Source organism: Neobacillus sp. GCM10027624, from assembly GCF_042675345.1.
Classification (GTDB): domain Bacteria; phylum Bacillota; class Bacilli; order Bacillales; family Cytobacillaceae; genus Neobacillus; species Neobacillus cucumis_D.
In genome coordinates this window covers 696,261-717,118 of record NZ_JBHTHD010000002.1, presented here as the reverse complement: position 1 = coordinate 717,118, position 20,858 = coordinate 696,261, and the positions used below count along the sequence as shown (strand labels likewise).

Below are 20,858 nucleotides of genomic sequence, written 5' to 3'. Positions count from 1 at the left end.
GACGGTCAATTTAGTAGAAGAGGGATATTTTTTTGGCTCAAGCATAAAGATGATAAAAACTTTGAATTGTTAAAAGTGGTGAGATAAATAGGACAGAAAATGACGTTCTCTTTAGATAGTAAAATAGAAAAAGGCATAATCGATAGACTTCGGAATGAAGGTTGTATTTTTGCTGAAGAAGAAACACAGTTACTGATCTCAGAAGCTAGCAGTGTAGAAGACTTAATGAAAATGGTAGAAATACGTGCCAGTGGGTTACCACTTGAATATGTACTTGGATTTACAACGTTTTACGGCCAACGGATAATAGTAGAACGGGGGGTTTTTATACCACGCCAACGTACAGTGTTTCTGGTTAAGCATACAGAAGCACTAACCCGCATTGGTGATATTGTTATTGATTTATGTTGTGGGTCTGGTGCTGTGGGGGCTGCAATCGCAACCGACGTGAATAAAATTTCATTACACTCCGTTGATATCGATCCAGTCGCAGTACAGTGTGCTTCCCATAACATAGCAGACATTGGAGGACACGTTTACAAAGGGGACTTGTATAATGCATTGCCCTGTTCATTGAGAGGGCGTGTAAACATAATAGTGGCCAACGTACCATATGTTCCTACTGATGCAATAAAGCTGCTTCCTCAGGAGGCACGCTTATATGAACCAAAAGTGGCACTTGACGGAGGAAAGGATGGACTAGACCTCCAGCGTAAGGTAGCGGAAGGGGCTCCTCACTGGCTTGCTCCTGGAGGACATCTTTTGGTAGAGACGAGCAAAAGGCAAGCAGCTAAAACCTTTGAAATCTTTACCAATGCTGGACTAATGACCAAAATAGCGAGGGATGAAGAATTAGATGCAACAGTTGTTATAGGAACAAATTCAGGCAAAGGGTAACTACAAAATAAGACCCCTGTTCAAATAACGGGTGCGCTTAAAAGAATGAGATATTTAATGCATTGCGAGAATAAGCAAACCTTCGCCCAAATATCTTTTGTTCCATAGGAATATTGTGATTCCTTCAATCCCTCACTATTTTAATAGGTATTTTATTTGACCAAGATCTTTTCACTAACAATCCGTACATATCGAACTAAAGTTGAATTGATCATATAATTACCTTGTTCATTGTTCACTTTAAAGTATTTGTTATGATCCATCTTTTTAATTATTTCTTGTTCAACATCTTCTTTTTTCACTTCTAAATCTTTTATCAATTTTTCGGTTATTATTTCATGATCAAACGTATAGCAAACTGTAAATTCTTTCAACATTAATTTTCCTTTCTATTATCATGATGATGACAAAAAGAACGTCATCTTTTGAAACAGTACATTTATAAAATTCATATATGTTAAGAGATTGGTTATTATTTAGTTTTGCCTTTCAAAGACCTTACACATGATATAGCAATCCATAGTGAAATAATGAAGGAGAGTATACCTGCAATTTCATTACTTACCCGATGCTTCTGATTAAAAAAAATTTCATACGTACCATATACAAAACCTAAACAAATTAATATTATGTCATGTATAGAAATCTTCATTTCTTTACTCCTTTATCCAAATGAAAGAGAAAAGTAAATTCCTTTCGAGATTTATGTAACGATTATGTAACATTTCTGTAATAATTGATATAGTTTTGATGAAGTTTTTTAAAATAGATTCTAAAGAATCATTTATTGGATAATTTTGTTATTTAATAGTTCAAAAGTATTATCGATTAATCGATAATTGCTTTAAAGAGTATTCCGCTTCAAATGATTTGGGCAAAGGACTCAAATACAATCTGATTGCAATTGATTTATTTAAATATGAATGGAGTGTATTCATGATTATCAACGAGAAAGATTTCAGTGTGAGAGATTTAACGTACACGATTAGATCTGCGATTAAAAGTGATGCAAAAAACTTATCAGAATTAAGATTACAGATTGATGGAGAAACCGAAAATATGGACAGAGAAAAAGGAGAGGCGTTCATTGATAAAACTGGTTTTGAAAAAATAATTGCAACGGATACGAACCATCCTAAAAACTTATTTCTAGTTGCAGAGATGGATGGGAGATTAGTGGGGTATTCCCGTTGTGAAGGAAGTGATTTAAAAAGATTCGCCCATAAAGTGGAATTTGGATTAGGGGTATTGAAGGATTTCTGGGGATATGGGATCGGGAAAAATCTGTTAAAAGAAACGATTTCTTGGGCTGATGGGAACGAGATTAAAAAAATTGTGTTATATGGTGTTTTGGAAACGAATGAAAAAGCGATTGAACTGTATAAAAAACTCGGTTTTGAAATCGAAGGTTTAATGAAAAAAGATAGAATCCTTTCTGACGGAAAATACTATAACACGTATATAATGGGAAGATTTCAAGAATAATTCCAAATCTAACTTGTACTTCATCAATTTGTCCTAAATACATTTTTAGATTTTCAGCTGTCATTTGGTAGCTGTGCTTTTAAATTAACCAAACATGGTTAGTGAATCAATGACTTTGGATAGAATTTAATATTAAGAGTGGATATTAAAAGTAAAGGGGGAGATTTATTAATGTCAGTTATGAATGCAAAAACGTTGGGAATATCAATTAATTGTCAACCTAAAGATGTTTATGAGTACATAACAAATCCTGAAAACCTTTCAGAATGGGCAACAACATTTTCTTTTTCAGTCAAAAAGTCTGAGCTCGATGAATGGATTGTAGAAACTCCAGAAGGCGAAATGAAAATCGAATATGTAGAAAAGAATGAATTTGGAGTGGCCGACCATTATGTGATCACACCACAAGGGCAAAAAATATATAATCCAATGAGAGTGTTCCCAAACAGCACTGGATGTGAAGTGATTTTTACTATATTTCAGGTTTCTGGTATGTCTGATGTTAAGTTTTTAGAAGATGCAAAATTGGTTGAGCGAGATTTAAAAAGCCTAAAAGATGTTATGGAGAAGTAGAAGTTAATTAAAAGCATTTTCTGATCTAACGGAGCCTTTATTTCAACAGGAGTATAGCCTTTTACTTATGCAGGTAACGAGGTTAGGTTATTTTTTATTTTACTAAATGTTGTAGGAGATATAGTTTACCATTTGTCTAAAAACAAGAATTGATCAAGGGTATCCATATAAAAAATATTTTTCAGGAATAAATTATAATGGCAGGTTAATTCAATAAGATATACATAAAAAACCTAGCTTTTTAGGCTAGATTTTAGCGTTATGCAGCTTATTCGAAAAGAGAACAAAAGAATCATAGCAATTTTAAAAATCTATTCCTCCAGTCCTCGGCAAGAGCATCAACTGTCAATATTTTTTCAATTGATGCTTTATCTTGTTTTTGATGGAAAAGAATTTGTGTAGCAAAAGAAACAGATATTTCTTTTGAGTGTTTTTCCACAAGATTTATTTCTGAATCGAACTTAATTGTCCCCTCTTCCAATATTCGAAAAAAATAGCCCGTTTGTGTCGTTTCAATCACTTTCTTTAAAAGTTGTTTTTCCTCGTTATAATTGGAGATCGTTACACAAGGTACTCTCCCTTGTGTTATTTGAAGAATAGAATCCCCTATTTTATATATGTCCCCAATACAAACCTGTTCTTCCGTCATACCTGTTGCAGTAATATTTTCCCCAAAAGCAGGTAGAATAAGCTTTTTTTGAAATACCTCTTCCCAATAAGTGTAATGCTCGAATGGATACAAACATACTACACGGTCTGGTCCCCCATGAAATTGGTGATTAGCAACATCATCACCAACAATGCCAGATTTTTTCACCTCAAAAGCTTGTACAGATGATTTTCCTATTCCAGAAAGTTCTTTTTTATTGTTCCAATTATATTCCTTCGGTTTTCCAACAGCTAAATTAATAATTTTTCGATTCACTTTGAATTTACCTCGCTTATACAGAACTCCATAATCAATATGCTAATATAAATTGTATTATAATAGTGTCACTTGAAAAGGTACAGTTTTAAAAAAACAATGGGGTCAAGATAAGGTTAACATACCTTAATTAAAGAATTTGAGGGAATGTTCTTAAACTATATGGGTTCTTTAAGAAGGGGAATGGCTTTTTTATTTAACTATAGTTGCAGGTTGCTTGAATTAAAAAGGGTATAGTACAGGTATAATTATTTGATATATTGAATAAATATTCATATTGTGTTAATATAATAACAGTTTAAATTCTTCTGAGTTTAGACCTCCTAAAATGACTTAGCCTAGACCACTAAGTTCACCTTTGACCTTTGATTTTATAGATCAAAGGTATTTTTTGTTTGTATATTTTATAAACTGGATACTTCCTCCACATTTCAACCGACTTCTACATTGGCAAAAACCCCAAAACTTCATTTATATATTATCCAAAATCTGTTAAAATATTACTAATAAAGGGAGATTACCAGAATGGTTTTGGGTTTGGATTTCTTTTTTTGTAGAGATCAATACCCAAAGGAGGGGAAGAATTGTGTTTTGGATAATGGTGGTTCTATTGTTCGTCATAATAATAGTATTTGAAGAGGCAGCCAGCTATTTTTGGAAGCAATATTTATTTGGTCCCAGTAATAAAAGTCGAAGAAAATGGATGATGAAGGCTTTAACTTTTCTAAGGAAAAAACCGCAAAAAGAAATACGTGAATTGAAGAAAGAAAAGAGTTCATAAGCATTGGAAAATCGGAGATAATGGGAGCTTGTGTTCAGGAAGGATTGCTGCGGCGATCTTTTTTTATTTACAACAACTTTACAATAATCTACTTGAACGAAGAATATAAGTGATTTATTATATAAGCAGTTAGTTATATGTTTATATGGAAAAAATGAGGTGTAATTATGTTAAAATCCACCGTCGATATAGACCAAGCTGCTAATGTTTTTAAACTATTAGGTGATAAAACACGATTAACCATCGTTGGCATTTTAAAACAACGTGAATGTTGCGTTTGTGAACTGCTCGAAATCTTTGATACGAGTCAGCCGTCCATCAGCCAACATCTTCGTAAATTAAAAGATGCAGGACTCCTTAGAGAAGAACGAAGAGGCCAATGGATTTATTATTCCTTGAATCACCAAAGTGATGTATATGACCTTATCGTAGAAATTTTAAAGCATGTGCCTGAACAAGTTGAAAAAATCAAGCAAATTGAAAAAAGCAACCCTACGATTCGTTGTGGTTGCTAAGCAATTAAATCATCAAGGAGATTAGTACAGCATGAAAAAAAAGTTAATCAGCGAATTTTTAGGAACCTATTTTTTGGTTTTTGCTGGAACGGGTGCCGTTGTAATCGACGACATTACGAAGAGTTTAACCCATGTAGGTGTAGCTCTAACATTTGGACTTGTCGTCATGGCATTAATTTTTGCGTTTGGTCACCTTTCTGGTGCTCACTTTAATCCAGCGGTTACGATTGCATTTTTAATACATGGGGATATAAATAGGCGGGAAGCTATTCCTTATATTGTCATTCAAATCATTGCAGGGATTGCTGCAAGTGCAACGTTGTTAGGTTTATTTGGTAATGTCGCAGCGCTCGGCACCACATTACCAAGAGGTTCTTGGGAACAATCATTTATTTTGGAATTGATCCTTACATTTTTCTTGATGATGGTTATATTCGGGTCAGCTGTTCATGGTAAAGCTGTCAAATCCTTTGCAGGAATTGCGATAGGTGCAACAGTCGGGTTAGAAGCCATGTTTGCAGGACCGATTTGTGGTGCATCCATGAACCCTGCCAGATCCATTGGCCCTGCACTTGTATCAGGAACAACACAGCATTTATGGGTGTATATTGTCGCAACGATAGTCGGTGCAAGTATCGCGGCAGTTATTTATAAACAACTACACGAAAAATAAAGGAGAATACATCATGACTAAAAAAACAATCTATTTTCTTTGTACTGGGAACTCTTGCCGCAGTCAAATGGCAGAAGGTTGGGCTAAAAAAATTTTAGGCGATGAATGGGAAGTTAAAAGTGCTGGACTTGAAGCACACGGATTGAATCCTAATGCCGTAAGAGCAATGAATGAATCCGGGATTGATATATCTAAACAAACATCCGATGTAATAGACCCTGAAATTCTAAATCATGCTGATTTAGTTGTGACATTGTGTGGACATGCAGCTGATCACTGTCCTGTAACTCCTCCGCACGTTAAACGAGTGCACTGGGGATTCGATGATCCAGCAAAAGCAGAAGGAACAGAAGAAGAAAAATGGGCATTCTTCCAACGTGTTCGTGATGAAATAGGTGGCCGTATTAAACGTTTTGCTGAAACTGGAGAATAATAATAATCAGTAATAAAGTATGAAAACATTAGGAGGAAATGGACATGAAAATCACTGACGAAGCACGTGATGAATTAAAAAAAATGTTCGAAGAAGAGAATGCCAAGAATATTCGTATCTTTTTTGATGGCTTTGGCTGAGGACAGCCAAGGATTGGACTGGCTCTGGATGAGCCAGAAGCAGACGATATGATCGTCATGATAAATGATATAAAAGTAGCAATCGACCCTATCATAGAACCGAATACAGAAGACCTTATTCTTGATCGAAGCGGGAATGGAAAAGGGATTACGATGATAGGTAATACGGGAAGATGCTGTTAAAAAAGACCTTTTCAGGTCTTTTTTCAATTATCCAATTGCTTATCAGGTTAACCTCTAATATGCCAATTGATTTATTTGGCTGTGTGCTTAACAGCACTCGCAAGTAGTTTTAACCATAATTGCTTTATTTCTTGAATTGAATTTCATAACTATTCTTTGAAATAGTGTATCTTTTTGCCAATCCTCTAACTTCCAAGCATCTCGAGCCTTTCTTTCTACTTCCTCCTGACGTAATTTCATCATTTGATATACTTCATATTCATTAAACATTATGAATCCCCCTAATTAATCAAATTATATTGATATATTAATCAAATAAAGTTGATGAATAAAATAAAAAAATTTATCAACAGCTCGGCTTAAATAAGCAACAAAGTTCATGTGATAACAAATGGTTGAGTTCTTCTTGATTTAGCTCGTAATAACTCCATGTTCCACGTGTTTCTTTCGTTATAATGTTGGCATCTAATAAAATCTTTAAATGATAAGAGAGCTTTGATTGGGCCATATCCATCATTGGAGCAAGGTCACAAACGCACATAGCGCCTTTTTGAGTTAGTATATTCATAATCTGAAGTCTCTTTTTATCCGCTATGGCTTTAAATTTTAACTCATATTTTTCAAATACTGAATCTAAGGATATATCCTTTATTTGAATTTCTTCTTTCAACTTTTCACCTACTTTTTAAATCAAATAATCTTGATATACCCATATTATATCCAATATTTTCATGTGTCAACTGATTAAATCAAAATTAATTGATTTAATTTTATATCTTATTATATTTCGAAAGCGTTCAAATGTTACAAATTAAATATCAATTTTTTTTGATAAAGGAGTTGTAATTAGAAAAAGTTGCTAATATACTATAACTGTAAATCAAAAAATTTGATTTATGGTTTATTAATCAAAAATATTTGATTAATAAGATGAATAACTATGAGGGAGTTGTTAGGAATGAAGATGCATGTTGGAGTTAATGTAACGGATTTAGAAAAGTCAATTGAGTTTTACACAAAAATATTTAATGTTGAGCCCGTTAAAATCAAACCTGGATACGCAAAATTTTTATTAAATGATCCACGGCTGAATTTCACATTGAACTTTAAAGATGTAGTATCAGGAAACCAGGTAGGACATTTTGGGTTTCAAGTGGAAAATCGAGATGAAGCTTTTCAGCACAAAGACCGTCTAGAGAATTTAGGTTTCTTTGCTCGTGAAGAGATGGACGTTACATGCTGTTATGCAACTCAAGATAAATTTTGGGTTACAGATCCAGACGGGAACGAATGGGAGTTCTTTTATACAAAAAGTGATGTAGAGCCTATGACAGCAGAGTCATCATGCTGTGAAAATCAGTCAATTAAGTAGAAAGGCAGTTACATGCGACTATTATCTTCGATAACAATAAAACTCGTCTGCCTCTTAATGATCTCTACAGACGAGTTTTATTTTTATTCGATCCACCATTATTACTCTTTTTTAGCATTTCGGTTCTATACTATTCCTCATTGATCGGTAAGCGAATCAATAGTTGAATGACTTGATTTTTATAATCAACATGTATGGTTCCGTGATGCAATTCTATAATGCTTTTGGTGATGGCTAATCCCAATCCCGCCCCGGATTTATTAGATGACCGAGAAGCATCCACTCGGTAAAAACGGTCAAATAACCTCGTTACCTCTTCTTCAGAGAGGGATTCACATGGATTTGAAACAGATATTTGCACAAATTTTTTGTTTTTAACCATGTTAACATGAATGTTTCCAGGGGGTGTGCTATATTTGATGGCATTCGTAAGCACGTTTTCCAAGGCTCGAACCATTTGATTTGGGTCGACCTCCATCAGGATGGGTTCTTTCGGAAGTTCGTTCATAAATACCACATGATGATCTTTCGCGATTGGATCCAGTTCATCCATGAGCTGTCTTAGCATTTGATTTAAGCTGACTTTTTCCTTTTTGAGCTGTACCCCCTCATAATTTAAACGGGTAAAATCAAATAAATCCTCTACTAATTTTTTTAATTGCTCCGATTTTCCATATGCAATATCTACGTATTCGTCTAATTGTGTTTGATTCTTGTATTGATGATCTTTCACCAGCCTTAAATAGCCCATTACAGAAGTTAAGGGGGTGCGTAAATCATGGGAGACATTGGTGATCAGTTCATCCTTTAATTTTTCCGTTTGCCTTTGCCTCTCAATCATTTCGTTTAATTCCGAAGCCATATAATTAATATTGGTTGCAAGAGACCCTAATTCATCAGTGCTTTTCTCGCGAATCCGATAGTGTAAATTTCCTTTTGCTATTTCCATTAAACCTAATGCAATCTCCTCAATTTCTTTCATTTTCCGTTTGGTAATTAAATAAAAACAGAGAATAAACGTAACAAGTCCAAGAAGATAGGGGGTAACTCCGGGTTCTTCTACATATAAAGTTTTAGATTTCGGGACACCAGTGACCATTAAATAGTTTTTACCCCCATTTAGGGTGATGGGATAGATTCTTGTAACCGTTGGATGTTCCTTATGCTCTTTTTCAACGAAAGCCTTTTGGGCCTTCTCCATTACATCTTGAAGATCTACCTGCGTATTCTTCTTCATGCCTCCCGATTGATAAAGGACATTCCCATCTAAATTGGTAATCGCTGTAGAGAGATTATTCTTTTGTTTTGGTGTACCTATTAAATATAGAATCAATTCATTCTTGGTTAAATGGTAGGCAGAATTTCCGCCATTCGGAACGGATAGCCATTCCTCATTTCCTTTTGAGGCGGGGAGAGGGCGGTTGAGAAACTTTTTCTTAAAAACAGGATCTTCATCTCCCAATTCATTTACAAGCCCGTTCATATCCTCATTCATTTGCTTAAATTGTCTGACCATATTTCGAGCACTTTCATCTATCGTTACAATTCCTTCCGTAAAATCAAGCCTTCGATCTTTATTGACAAAGAAGGGGCTTGAGGCAAAACCGACAATGAGTGAAACAAGAATACAAAATGCAAACGCGATGATCACTTGAATTCGTATGCTTGACTTCACTGGGTAAATCAGTTTATCCCAATAACTTCCTTTTAGAAAAGGTTTCTTATTGTTCAATTTTATAGCCCACCCCCCAAACCGTTTTTATATAGCGAGGTGTCCGTGGGTTATTCTCAAGTTTCTCACGCAAATTACGAATATGAACCATTACCGTGTTTTCTGATTCATAAAATGATTCATTCCAAACCTGTTCATAGATTTTTTCGGTACTAAACACAACACCGGGATTCCGCGCTAAAAGTTCTAAAATGGCAAATTCCCTAGGTGTTAACTTTACTTCTCTACCTTCCGCTGTGACCTCGTGTGTCGAAATGTTAATAGTAAGCTCATCGATTGAAATCACATCCATCTGTCCGGTTTGATTGATTTGACGATTTCCATCTGTTTGATTTAAACGGAGATACCGGCGAAGCTGCGACTTAATTCTGGCTACTAATTCCAAAGGTTGAAATGGTTTAGTGACATAATCATCCGCTCCGGTTGTTAACCCCATGATTTTATCCATGTCCTGCGATTTTGCCGATAACATAATAATAGGAACATTTCGGCTATCTCTGATTTTCATACAGGCTTGAATACCATCTAAACGAGGCATCATGATGTCTAAAACCACCAAATGAACCGTTTCCTTTTCTAGGTATTCTAACCCCTCAATGCCATCGGCTGCTTTTAATACGTTATATCCCTCATTCGTAAGATAAATCCCGATTAAATCTCTTATTTCTTTTTCATCATCAATAATTAGAATGGTTTCTTGTGACATCTAAACCGCTCCTTTCTAATTCCTACATTTTACTCTAATCCTCTTAAGAAAAAACAATAGAATTTCTGAAGATTTTCTGAAGATCTTCATTAACTTTTAAGAAAATCTTCAGAAAGAACGGCATTTTTCCTTAAGAAGTTTTTTGTATGATACATATATGCAGACGAGGAGGTATTCGGAAATGCATGAAAAATGGAAAACAGTTGGTATGCTTTGTTTTTTGCTCAGTATACCAGCGATGTTGTTGGTTTATCCATCCTTGAATACACCCACTCGCGGTGTTCATTCGCTTGTAACGAGTTTAGACCAAGCCATCCCAGTTGTGAAATGGTTTGTCATTCCATACGTTGCCTGGATTGGTTATATAACGATGACGTTAATTTACTTTTGTTTCAAAGATCGTACACTGGCATTCAAAACGGTTCTTGTTTTTGACCTTGGATTATTGGTTTGTTTTCTTATTTATTATTTTTATCAAACAGTTGGGCCTGTACGCCCTGTGATCAGTGGTCATGATGTTCTATCGCGAATATTGCAGTATGTATATCAAATTGATCAACCATACAATAGCTTTCCAAGCATTCATGTCATGAGCAGTTATTTAATGATTCGTGCTATTCGGAATTGCTCGTGGAAAAACAAGTGGATTCAATGGATTATTGGATGTTTCTCTATCTCGATTATCTTTGCCACCTTGTTTATTAAACAACATTTGATCATCGATGTTGCAGCTGCCATTTTCTTGGTTGAGGTTTTATTTAAAATGGTAGAACTCGGTTTTATCTGGTTATTTGTACCAAAGCAAAAAGTAAAAGCTGTTGCAAAGAAGTCTTTTTCAGTATAGCCAGGATGTCTTGAGATGACCCGCTGACAGGGCATTTGAAACAGATAGATACATTTAAAGGAGTGGAGATCCATGAAGGCAATCAATAAAGAAAAAATTTTAATTCTTACTGGTAATTATGGAGATGGCCATATTCAAGTTGCTCAGGCATTAAATGAAGCGATACAGATTCGATTTCCATCCTTAGAACCTGTCGTATTTGATTTTATGGAATGGGTTCATCCTTATTCCAATCAGGTCAGTCGTTACCTCTATCTTCAAGGGGTGAAAAAATTCCCGCAGGTGTATGGATATATTTATCAAAAAACACGGAGAATGAACACTTTTTCCAAATTCATGAAGACGATTTTCTCAACAGGAATTGGACGGATGGTTAAATTAATTGAGGAGGTGCAGCCGGCTGTTGTCGTCAGTACATTTCCATTAGCAGCTGCTGTGATGTCTAAGGTGAAATCCTATGGTTTAACAAATATTCCAACTGTCACAACCATTACGGATCATACCGATCATAGCTGCTGGATTTATCCGAATACCGATCAATATATCGTCGGATCGAAGACAGTCCGCGATTCTTTGATTGAATTAGGCGTGGAAAAGAATCGAATTGCCGATATCGGGATTCCGATTCGCCAGCAATTTTCTCAATCCTTCAAGCGGGAGGAAATTCTTAAGAAACATGGTTTAGATCCGCATTTACCAACCGTTTTAGTGATGGGGGGCGGCTGCGGTTTGATTGGCGAAGGAAGTTCTACGATTCAGGAGTTTGATGCATTACCAAAGCCGATTCAATTGATCATTGTTTGTGGACATAATGAAAAACTCCGAGTGGAATTAAAGGAGAAACTAAAGGATTCCAAACATCGCATCCATCTCACTGGCTATATCGATTACGTTCACGAGTTAATGGCGATCTCCGATTTAATGATTACAAAACCGGGCGGAGTCACTACTTTTGAAGCGATTGCTATGGAATTGCCGATGCTTCTTCATAAACCGATTCCCGGACAAGAACAGGATAACGCTAAATTTTTAGTTCGTTCAGGGGTGGCGGTTCAAGCCGAAAAGGAACGGGATTTAATGGAACATTTATCTAAATTATTGAACAGCCCAGAATTACTCCTACAAATGAGGGAAAATGCGAAGCAATTCCATCCGAAAGAATCGGCGTTTGCATCGGTTGAAATGATTATGGATACAAAAGAGACTTATAATCGTTTGCAAACCCTTATGTATTCTTTCGGTTTATAAGCAAATAGGAAGGTGGGAAAATGGAAAATAGTATGTTTTTGTCGATAAAGTTAAAAAAACCAACAGCCCGCACTCTTTCCATTGGGAGTTTGATGATTTTCTTATTGCTAACGGGAATTTATTTATACTTTGTTCATACGGGTGCAGCAAAAGGATGGCTTGAATCCATTCGTCAACTTGGTGTTTTCGGGATCGTGTTAGGGATTATGATTCAAAGTGTTGTGAATGTCATTCCGGCACCAGGTGAATTTGTTTCTCTTTTTCTGATTGAAATCTATGGTCCTGTTGCCGGTGGGTTCTATTCTTTCATAGGCGGAATCTTAGGAGCTTTCCTTGCATATCGTTTGTCTGATTGGATTGCTCGTCCGATCATTGAACCAATGGCTAAGCCTTATCTGGAAAAAATCGATCGCTGGCTAAAAAAGCGGGGAGATATTGGTCTTTTGATCATCCGTTTTGTCCCATTGGTTCCCTACCATTTCATCAACTATGCGGCCGGGATATTGCGCGTAAACAAAATAGCGTTTATTTGGACAACCGCCTTAGGGATCCTGCCTTATTCAATCACGATTAGCAGCATATTTGCAGGATTTCGTTATGGAAAATTCCTACCGTTTATCATTGGCGGTGGACTCTTTATTTTGTCCTCTATTTTAAGCATCGTCTTACGGAGAAAAATGGATTAAATCTTTGAACTGGGAGGATCTAGATATGTTTACGATGATTTTACTTTTATTATTGGTCCTCGTATTCTACTGGCTGGTTCCTTATTTTCTAACTGCCGGTTTAGGTATCGGGGTTTTAAAACGGAAGGATTCTTCTGCAAAAATTGCTTTTACTTTTGATGACGGTCCTAATCGGATTTTCACTCCGCAGCTTTTGGACCTGTTAAAAGAAAATAATATAAAAGCGACATTTTTTGTTGTTGGTTCTAAGGCTGAAAAATACCCGGAGTTAATCAAAAGAATGCATGAAGAGGGACATTTAATCGGAATCCATAATTATGTACACAAATCGAACTGGGTCATGAGCCCATGGAAGATTCGACAGGATCTCGAGAAGAGTGCTTTGATTATTGAAAAAATCACCGGTGAACGTCCTATCTATTATCGTCCGCCATGGGGGTTAATGAACTTATTTGATTTTTTCCTTTTAAAAAACTATAAGATCATTCACTGGTCGGTCATGGCGGAAGATTGGAAAAGTAGAGGCGGCAGTGAAAAGGTGAAAAACATTCTGTTACAAAAAATAAAACAAGGCGATGTTATTCTTCTGCATGATTGCGGAGAAACCATTGGAGCGGATGCGCATGCTCCCATGAACACAATCGATGCATTAAAAGATGTCTTGAAAGAACTTTCAAGACGAGGGATGATTTGTGTTAGAATGGACGAATTATAGAATAAAGAAACAGGTGATTAAAAGTCGAAAGGCATGGCTTTTCCTTGTCCACTAACGGGACAGGTTAATTTAAGGAGGAAATAACTACTTTATGTTGGAACTATCCCTTTAAAAAGCTGATTAAAAATATACCCCTCGCAAATGAGGGGTAAATCTTATTTATCTTGTGCAAGTTCTTTTCTATTGGGAGCAAGTGGTGGTTGTTCTAACCACTTGTTTTTTACCATAATATCGAACCAGTTTTTTGTCATTGCTAATGTTTTTAGAATTGTTTTTTCATAAACAACAACTAGGTCCGTTCGCATGGCTCCTGCTAAACCTGTCCCGTAATATACTTGTGCAGTTTGAGCCAAGAAACCCATATGATACAACATTAATTTATCTGAAAAAGGAGATTCTTTTGACGTTGTAACCTCTGATTCCCACGACATTGGAACTGGCAAATTATCCTTGTGCATAATTTCTGAAAGGGCTTGTATGTTTTCATCTGCCTTTTTTTCTAATTCCTCAAAAAACTTTCTTAATTCTTTCGATCCGGTGACTTGACTGAATCCGATAGAAAGAGTTTTTGCCATAATGCTCTTTTTAATATTTAGAGAAATACTAATTAATTCTGTAGCAGATAAAAGTCTCCCTTTTCCGAAGAATCCATCAGTAAAATCTTTGGTAGGAATAAATTCAGGGCTCTCTTTAGGATAGAAATAGGGGTCTCGTTGGAATTTACCTTTTTTAAGCAATAACTCAATGGTTAAATCGTACATACTTTTGGCATCATTATCACATGAATTGTAAAATTCCCGTAGATCCTTTCTGACAGAAACACTTAAAGCAGTTGTATGACCCAACAAACCATGTAAAGTCATAATATGTAAATAATTTAAGCAGAATGTGTCAGAAAACAATCTCTCTGCACCTTTATTAAGGTCGGACTCAGTAAATCCAATAGGAACTGGAAATCCCTCTTTCTCAATGAAGGAAACAAGCTGCTTCTTTTGCTTCTCCCATGTCCCAATGGCAATTTCAAAAACTTTTTTTATTGAATCGTCTTCCAATATAGAAATCATATACCTATTTACGATCTCCGTCATAGTTCCGTTTACATACTCCCCCCAAAGTGTTCCTATTTCGGATGATGTAAGTTTTAAATTACCATTTTCCATTAGTTCTCACCTCTTCCGTATTTTTTACTGACACAGAAATATATATGCGTTTCTTTGGACTTAAACCTTTAGATAATAATAGTTGGACAGTTTTTGTTGAACTACCGGGTGCATTTCCACAATAAGTAAATTGATGTCAGGTCTGGTTGAAATGGAATTAGTAGAACAATATAAATTAAGCTCAGTGAATTTATTCACTGAGCTTTTCGTCTGTAATTATTGCATATAGTGTATTTGAGTCTTTTTTAGATAGAAAGGTGATTTTATCTAAACTTTCAATTGCTTTTTCCATTTAAACGAATAATTCTTTATTAAGTCACAAAAAAGCCTCTAATTATATACTAGACTACAATAGATTGTGAAGAAATGTTCTATAGGAATGTATGGTAATGTAGATGTATAGGGAGAGGCACTAGCGTGAAACTAGGTAAAAGCTGACTGCAAAAATTCTAGCCAGCGGTTTTATGTTATGCTTAAATAACAAAATATTTGAAGAGAGGCATTATATGAGTTCAATCCAGAAGCAAAAGACCAATAAACTGAGAATGATTTTACGAGGATTATTAGTCATTATAGGGGGATTTATAGCTGCATATGGGTTAGAAACAGTATTAATCCCAAACAACGTATCAGATGGAGGAGTTACCGGTTTAAGTATTGTTGGTTCTGAACTATTTGAATTACCATTAGGGGCCCTGATTGCGATCATAAATATCCCATTTATCTGGTTAGGTTATCAACAAATCGGAAAAACTTTTGCGTTCTTTTCGATTATCGGAATTGTATCGCTATCTATTGGTACAATTTTATTTCATCATACACCGGCTATTATTCAAGGGGATACATTGTTAATCACCGTAGTTGGGGGAATTATCATTGGTTTTGGAATGGGATTAGCCTTGCGTAATGGCGGTGCATTAGATGGAATCGATATGCTTGCCGTACTACTATCTCGAAAATTACCGTTTGGGACAAGCGATTTCATTCTTTTCTTAAACGTATTTGTATTTATGATCGTTTCAACCGTATTCGGTCTACAAGGAGCAATTCTATCGGCAATTGCTTACTTCATTGCTTCTAAGGTGATCCACATCGTAGAAGAAGGCTTGAGCGGCTCTAAAACCTTTAAAATTATTACAACTCAACCAGGATTAATGGTGGAGACTATACGTGACCGCTTAGGACGAAGTGCAACGTTTAACGAGGTTTATGGTGGCTTTTCTCACGATAAGTTTATAGAAGTTACCTGCGTCATTAATCGTTTAGAAGAAACCAAATTAAAGGAAATTATTAGTGAAATTGACTCAAAATCTTTTGTTACCGTTTATGATGTGGCAGAAGTGAAGGGTGGTAATTTCAGAAAGAATAATATTCATTAAAAAAAGCTTTGTGAATCATTACACTTAACATTTCCTTGATGGGTACTTACTCTTTTCGTTACTTTTTGAACTAGCACCTCATACATACCTAAACTGTAAATCGAGATTTAGCAGGCTATACGTGTCAAGGTGTTGAAACAGGGCGTTTAATAGTTGGAAATCGTTCTCCAGAAAGAGCTGTAAGGATATCTGTCTGTACACCGAAAACACTTGAGAGCTTGAGCAAGGATTATTGATCCTTAAACGTTTGTTATACGATCTTACCAAATATTGTTCGCCATACAACTATAATATTGTATGGTTTTTTTGTTCGTGTTATGATGATTCAAATCTAGTCGGAGGTTTATCTTAATTAGAATTAATTTTCTAGAAAGGTAGGTTAGATATGTTACCCAAAGATAGTGTTAAAGCGTTAGACGTTCAATCAGTTCGGTTGCAAAGCTACATTAATTCTGAGGAACAACGAAAATCCTTATACAAGCGTACATTACTTATTGTAAGTATTTCACAAATTTTGGGTGGTGCAGGGTTAGCCGCAGGTGTGACTGTGGGGGCACTTCTTGCACAACAAATGCTCGGTACAGATGCGTTCGCTGGAGTTCCTTCGGCTTTACTTACTTTTGGGTCCGCAGGTGCTGCTTTATTTGTTGGGAAACTTTCGCAGGCGTTTGGTCGTCGAACAGGTCTATCAGCTGGTTTTATGATTGGGGGACTTGGAGCAATAGGGGTCATTATTGCAGCAATAATAAATAGTATTTTCTTATTATTTACTTCCCTTCTTGTTTATGGTGCAGGGTCAGCAACAAATTTACAAGCTCGTTATGCAGGTACGGACTTAGCGAACAGTAAGCAGAGAGCAACTGCTATTAGTATTACGTTGGTTTTTACAACATTTGGTGCAGTTGCGGGTCCAAATTTAGTGAATGTGATGGGGAAATTCGCTCTTTTTATTGGTGTGCCATCACTTGTTGGACCTTTCATTTTAGGAGCAGCAGCTTATATCTTAGCTGGTGCTGTCCTTTTCATCATGCTTCGCCCAGATCCATTAGTTATAGCAAGAACAATAGAAGCGACCTACCAAGAATCAAGTGTTAAGGGACATTCTGCAACAACTGAACAGACAGAAAACAAAAGAGGCATAATCGTTGGTGCAACGACTATGGTTATTACTCAAATTGTAATGGTAGCGATTATGACAATGACACCAGTTCATATGATGCATCATGGACATAGCTTGGGAGCAGTAGGCCTTGTGATTGGCTTTCATATTGGTGCAATGTATTTCCCTTCACTAGTTACAGGTGTGCTTGTTGATAAGTTGGGGCGCACAGTGATGGCTATTGTTTCTGGAATTACGTTACTTTTGGCAGGTTTAATAGCAGCATTTGCACCTGGTGATTCTATGGTTTTTATGGTAATTGCTCTTTCTTTACTTGGATTAGGATGGAATTTTGGTTTAATAAGTGGGACAGCACTTATTGTTGATTCAACTGAAACTGCCACACGGGCTAAAACTCAAGGTAAAGTGGATGTTTTAATTGCGTTGTCAGGAGCTGCTGGAGGAGCCGTGTCAGGAATGATTGTGGCAGGTTCAAGTTATCCAACATTATCAATTGTTGGAGGGATTTTGTCTTTATTACTAATTCCAGTGGTGATATGGTCTCGTGGAGGTAATAAATAAGCCAGATTGTTTTCAAAAACAATATCAAACTTATTTTAACTAACGTCGTTTAAGACAGTCTTTCTGCACTACTTAATTTGATAGTAGCAAAATGACTATATTGATAGTCTTTTAGTAGAGAAAGAAAAACGACAATTTGCTAACGCTAATGTAGACAATGAGCTGATTAGCTTCACAATTTGGTATGAGAAGTATCCTGACAATAATAGTAAGGTGGGCTGGTTAATGCGTATATCATATGATGAAATGAAAGGTGAGTTCAAAAGAGTTCTTATAAAAAAGGGTGTTGATACGATAACTGCTGAAACTGCAGCATCCATAATAGCCGACAACAGCTGTGATGGGGTGTATTCTCATGGCTTAAACAGGTTTCCCTTCATTGTTAAAGCGATAGAAGAAGGCGTTATTAAACCGGTGATGCGACCTGTGAAATTAAATAGTATCGGGGCCCTTGAACAATGGGATGGACAGTTAGGTTTTGGTCCTATCAATGCGACTATTGCCATGGACAGGGCTGTTGAATTGGCAGAATATTATGGTATAGGCTGTGTTGCACTTAGAAATACAACCCACTGGCTTCGTGGTGGCACCTACGGATTAAGAGCTGCCAACGCTGGATGTATCGGGATTTGCATGACAAATACGATTCCTAATATGCCGCCATGGGGTGGTAGTGAGAATCGTATCGGTAACAATCCTTTAATCATCTCCGTTCCCCAAAAAGGTGGAAAACACTTGCTATTGGATATGGCACAGTCTCAATTCTCATTTGGTAAACTGCAGACCTATTCGTTAGCTGGAAAGAAATTACCGGTTTTGGGAGGTTATACGGCGGATGGGGATCTTTCGGACGACCCGGAATCCATTTTAAATGGCGGTAAGGTCATTCCTTCAGGTTTTTGGAAGGGATCCGGTCTTTCCATAGCGATTGATATGATCGTTTCGGCACTATCAGTTGGCAGGTCTACTTCAGATTTGCGGGGAGAACGCCAGGATTCGGGAATATCACAGGTATTTATTGCTATCAATCCAGCGGAATATGCAGGGGAGGAATTTGCAGATTCTTACATGGAAAGTATGGCTGCCTATATTAAAACCTCTTCAAAGATGGCTGATGTTAAGGAGATTCTTTATCCTGGCGAAAGGGCGGCGAAGGAGCGTGTGGAAAATCTTAGAGACGGTATCCCAGTAAATCAGAAAATATGGGAAACAGTAATAAAACTATAATTATAATTGTTTTATAAAATGCACAATCATATAATTATATGAAAAAAAGGGTGCTTATTATGCCTATTAATTCTTTTGAAAACTATCCGATGAGCTGGAAGCCATCGATTGATAGAGCTGAAAAGCCTATTTATCAAGCACTCGCGGGGCAATTGGAACGAGATATAGTAAACGGTGTTTTATTACCTGGAACAAAACTTCCTCCACAACGAGAACTGGCTGATTATTTGGATTTAAATCTGAGTACCATTTCAAAGGCATTTAAAGTCTGCGAGTTAAAGGGACTGTTAAGTGCATCAGTTGGAAGTGGCACATTTGTGTCATATGATGCGTTATCAAATGCGTATTTACTTGAAGATACAAAACCCAAGCATTTAATTGAAATGGGCGCAACACTACCAGATAATTCTTCTTACGGGCCACTGCTACTCCAATTAAAGAGTATGCTGCAGGAGCCAGATTATGAGAAATGGTTTGGTTATGGTCGAGCAGGAGAAAGCCTATGGCAAAAGGATGCTGCTATAAAGCTAATTCGAAGAGGTGGGTTTGAAACAACCGTTGATCACATTTTATTTGCCAATGGGGGTCAAAATGCGATTGCTGCTACATTGGCAAGTCTTTGTAAGCCCGGTGATCGGATTGGTGTTGACCATCATACGTACCCTGGCTTAAAGACTGTTGCAGCAATGCTTAGTGTACAAATAGTACCGATAAAATCAGAGAACTATGAAATGAGTCCAGCTTCCTTTGAAGATGCCTGTAAAAATGATAATATTAAAGGCATTTACTTAATCCCAGATTATCATAATCCGACAGCTTCCTTTATGTCTGTTGAGAATCGAAAAAAGATTGCAGCAATAGCCAAAAAATATAACCAGTTCATTATTGAAGATGCATCGTACCATATTCTGGGCAAGAAGCCCCTTCCAGCAGTCGCATCATTTGCACCTGAACAGGTGGTCTATATTGCAAGTTTATCTAAATCATTAGCCCCAGGGTTACGATTAGCCTATGTAGCAGTGCCGAGTCAATTCAAGGAACCCATTTCGAAGGCGCTTTATAATTTAAATATTACCGTTTCACCGTTATTAGCAGAACTTACAGCACGTACAATCGTATCAAATCAATTTGAAGTCTTGATTGAGGGTCATCGGGAACAAACCATTCGCAGAAACAAAGCCGTAAATCGATATTTGGCAGACTATACGTGTCTAGGTGTTGAAACAGGCATCTTTCGTTGGTTGCTGTTACCAGACAAGATTACTGGTGCTGAATTTGAAACGTTAGCTGCAAAGCGGGGAGTACAAGTGTATGCTGCTGAGCGTTTTGTAGTTGGGAATAGTTCTCCAGAAAGAGCTGTTAGGATATCTGTCTGTGCACCGAAAACGCTTGAAGAGCTTGAGCAAGGATTAATAATCCTTAAAGGTCTACTAAACGAATTTTCTTAATATTGTTTGCCATACAATTTTATTATTGTATGGCTTTTTTGTGAGTGTTATGATG

The 20,858-nt window shown here is 36.5% G+C and carries 24 protein-coding genes and 1 pseudogene; 18 read left to right on the top strand and 7 right to left on the bottom strand.

The window, feature by feature from the left end; translation table 11 throughout:
* The first annotated feature begins 123 nt into the window (after positions 1–123).
* Positions 124–897, top strand: a complete 774-nt coding sequence (locus tag ACFQZ9_RS03565) for a class I SAM-dependent methyltransferase (protein ID WP_498942597.1) — start codon at positions 124–126, stop codon at positions 895–897.
* Between the two features lie 152 nt (positions 898–1,049).
* Here the strand turns inward: ACFQZ9_RS03565 and ACFQZ9_RS03560 are convergent, their stop codons facing one another.
* Positions 1,050–1,271, bottom strand: a complete 222-nt coding sequence (locus ACFQZ9_RS03560) for a hypothetical protein (protein ID WP_498942345.1) — start codon at positions 1,269–1,271, stop codon at positions 1,050–1,052.
* A 562-nt stretch (positions 1,272–1,833) separates the two neighbouring features.
* Here ACFQZ9_RS03560 and ACFQZ9_RS03555 point away from each other — a divergent pair.
* The gene (locus ACFQZ9_RS03555) at positions 1,834–2,382 is read left to right on the top strand and encodes a GNAT family N-acetyltransferase (RefSeq protein WP_498942344.1); all 549 of its coding nucleotides are present in this window, start codon (positions 1,834–1,836) and stop codon (positions 2,380–2,382) included.
* 171 nt (positions 2,383–2,553) lie between these two features.
* The gene (locus tag ACFQZ9_RS03550) at positions 2,554–2,955 is read left to right on the top strand and encodes an SRPBCC family protein (RefSeq protein ID WP_498942343.1); all 402 of its coding nucleotides are present in this window, start codon (positions 2,554–2,556) and stop codon (positions 2,953–2,955) included.
* A gap of 292 nt (positions 2,956–3,247) precedes the next feature.
* On the opposite strand, the gene ACFQZ9_RS03545 is transcribed toward ACFQZ9_RS03550, so the two are convergent.
* On the bottom strand, positions 3,248–3,880 hold the full coding sequence (locus ACFQZ9_RS03545; RefSeq protein WP_498942342.1) for an MOSC domain-containing protein: 633 nt from the start codon (positions 3,878–3,880) through the stop codon (positions 3,248–3,250).
* A 586-nt stretch (positions 3,881–4,466) separates the two neighbouring features.
* On the opposite strand from ACFQZ9_RS03545, the gene ACFQZ9_RS03540 reads away from it, so the two are divergent.
* The 5 genes from ACFQZ9_RS03540 to ACFQZ9_RS03520 all read left to right on the top strand — a co-directional run bounded on the left by ACFQZ9_RS03540 (position 4,467) and on the right by ACFQZ9_RS03520 (position 6,605).
* Positions 4,467–4,661, top strand: a complete 195-nt coding sequence (locus ACFQZ9_RS03540; protein WP_198310106.1) for a hypothetical protein — start codon at positions 4,467–4,469, stop codon at positions 4,659–4,661.
* A 167-nt stretch (positions 4,662–4,828) separates the two neighbouring features.
* Complete coding sequence (locus ACFQZ9_RS03535) at positions 4,829–5,176, top strand: ArsR/SmtB family transcription factor (RefSeq protein ID WP_498942341.1); 348 nt, start codon at positions 4,829–4,831, stop codon at positions 5,174–5,176.
* A gap of 31 nt (positions 5,177–5,207) precedes the next feature.
* A complete protein-coding gene (locus tag ACFQZ9_RS03530; RefSeq protein ID WP_198310108.1) occupies positions 5,208–5,849 on the top strand; it encodes an MIP/aquaporin family protein in 642 nt (213 codons plus the stop codon).
* A gap of 13 nt (positions 5,850–5,862) precedes the next feature.
* Complete coding sequence (arsC, locus tag ACFQZ9_RS03525; protein ID WP_498942340.1) at positions 5,863–6,282, top strand: arsenate reductase (thioredoxin); 420 nt, start codon at positions 5,863–5,865, stop codon at positions 6,280–6,282.
* A gap of 188 nt (positions 6,283–6,470) precedes the next feature.
* On the top strand, positions 6,471–6,605 hold the full coding sequence (locus ACFQZ9_RS03520; RefSeq protein WP_498942339.1) for a hypothetical protein: 135 nt from the start codon (positions 6,471–6,473) through the stop codon (positions 6,603–6,605).
* Between the two features lie 87 nt (positions 6,606–6,692).
* On the opposite strand, the gene ACFQZ9_RS03515 is transcribed toward ACFQZ9_RS03520, so the two are convergent.
* A complete protein-coding gene (locus tag ACFQZ9_RS03515; RefSeq protein WP_498942338.1) occupies positions 6,693–6,875 on the bottom strand; it encodes a hypothetical protein in 183 nt (60 codons plus the stop codon).
* Between the two features lie 76 nt (positions 6,876–6,951).
* Positions 6,952–7,275: an ArsR/SmtB family transcription factor gene (locus tag ACFQZ9_RS03510; protein WP_198310111.1), complete on the bottom strand. Its 324-nt coding sequence runs from the start codon at positions 7,273–7,275 to the stop codon at positions 6,952–6,954.
* A 288-nt stretch (positions 7,276–7,563) separates the two neighbouring features.
* Between ACFQZ9_RS03510 and ACFQZ9_RS03505 the strand changes: the two genes are divergently transcribed.
* Positions 7,564–7,977 carry a VOC family protein gene (locus ACFQZ9_RS03505; protein ID WP_498942337.1) on the top strand — a complete coding sequence of 138 codons (414 nt, stop codon included), beginning with the start codon at positions 7,564–7,566 and terminating at the stop codon, positions 7,975–7,977.
* A gap of 130 nt (positions 7,978–8,107) precedes the next feature.
* On the opposite strand, the gene ACFQZ9_RS03500 is transcribed toward ACFQZ9_RS03505, so the two are convergent.
* Entirely contained in the window at positions 8,108–9,709 is a 1,602-nt protein-coding gene (locus tag ACFQZ9_RS03500) for a HAMP domain-containing sensor histidine kinase (RefSeq protein ID WP_498942336.1), read from the bottom strand.
* Positions 9,699–10,415, bottom strand: a complete 717-nt coding sequence (locus ACFQZ9_RS03495) for a response regulator transcription factor (protein WP_498942335.1) — start codon at positions 10,413–10,415, stop codon at positions 9,699–9,701. The genes ACFQZ9_RS03500 and ACFQZ9_RS03495 overlap by 11 nt, the downstream gene beginning before the upstream one ends.
* Before the next feature lie 181 nt (positions 10,416–10,596).
* Here ACFQZ9_RS03495 and ACFQZ9_RS03490 point away from each other — a divergent pair, with 181 nt between their 5' ends.
* The 4 genes from ACFQZ9_RS03490 (at position 10,597) to ACFQZ9_RS03475 (ending at position 13,908) form a co-directional block, all read left to right on the top strand.
* A complete protein-coding gene (locus ACFQZ9_RS03490) occupies positions 10,597–11,259 on the top strand; it encodes a phosphatase PAP2 family protein (RefSeq protein WP_498942334.1) in 663 nt (220 codons plus the stop codon).
* A 72-nt stretch (positions 11,260–11,331) separates the two neighbouring features.
* Entirely contained in the window at positions 11,332–12,507 is a 1,176-nt protein-coding gene (locus ACFQZ9_RS03485; RefSeq protein WP_498942333.1) for a glycosyltransferase family protein, read from the top strand.
* A gap of 20 nt (positions 12,508–12,527) precedes the next feature.
* Positions 12,528–13,193, top strand: a complete 666-nt coding sequence (locus ACFQZ9_RS03480) for a TVP38/TMEM64 family protein (protein WP_498942332.1) — start codon at positions 12,528–12,530, stop codon at positions 13,191–13,193.
* Between the two features lie 25 nt (positions 13,194–13,218).
* Positions 13,219–13,908, top strand: a complete 690-nt coding sequence (locus tag ACFQZ9_RS03475) for a polysaccharide deacetylase family protein (protein ID WP_498942331.1) — start codon at positions 13,219–13,221, stop codon at positions 13,906–13,908.
* 155 nt (positions 13,909–14,063) lie between these two features.
* On the opposite strand, the gene ACFQZ9_RS03470 is transcribed toward ACFQZ9_RS03475, so the two are convergent.
* Positions 14,064–15,068: a YvdQ family spore coat protein gene (locus ACFQZ9_RS03470; RefSeq protein WP_498942330.1), complete on the bottom strand. Its 1,005-nt coding sequence runs from the start codon at positions 15,066–15,068 to the stop codon at positions 14,064–14,066.
* A 506-nt stretch (positions 15,069–15,574) separates the two neighbouring features.
* On the opposite strand from ACFQZ9_RS03470, the gene ACFQZ9_RS03465 reads away from it, so the two are divergent.
* From ACFQZ9_RS03465 to ACFQZ9_RS03445, 5 genes and pseudogenes are all read left to right on the top strand, one after another.
* The gene (locus tag ACFQZ9_RS03465; protein ID WP_198310117.1) at positions 15,575–16,447 is read left to right on the top strand and encodes a YitT family protein; all 873 of its coding nucleotides are present in this window, start codon (positions 15,575–15,577) and stop codon (positions 16,445–16,447) included.
* A 95-nt stretch (positions 16,448–16,542) separates the two neighbouring features.
* A pseudogene (locus ACFQZ9_RS03460) lies at positions 16,543–16,712 on the top strand (PLP-dependent aminotransferase family protein); the annotation flags it as partial.
* Between the two features lie 120 nt (positions 16,713–16,832).
* The gene (locus tag ACFQZ9_RS03455; RefSeq protein ID WP_498942329.1) at positions 16,833–18,128 is read left to right on the top strand and encodes an MFS transporter; all 1,296 of its coding nucleotides are present in this window, start codon (positions 16,833–16,835) and stop codon (positions 18,126–18,128) included.
* 225 nt (positions 18,129–18,353) lie between these two features.
* Positions 18,354–19,355, top strand: coding sequence for a 3-dehydro-L-gulonate 2-dehydrogenase (gene yiaK / locus ACFQZ9_RS03450; RefSeq protein ID WP_498942328.1), 1,002 nt, complete (start codon positions 18,354–18,356; stop codon positions 19,353–19,355).
* Between the two features lie 59 nt (positions 19,356–19,414).
* On the top strand, positions 19,415–20,803 hold the full coding sequence (locus ACFQZ9_RS03445) for an aminotransferase-like domain-containing protein (RefSeq protein WP_498942327.1): 1,389 nt from the start codon (positions 19,415–19,417) through the stop codon (positions 20,801–20,803).
* The last annotated feature ends 55 nt before the right edge of the window (positions 20,804–20,858 follow it).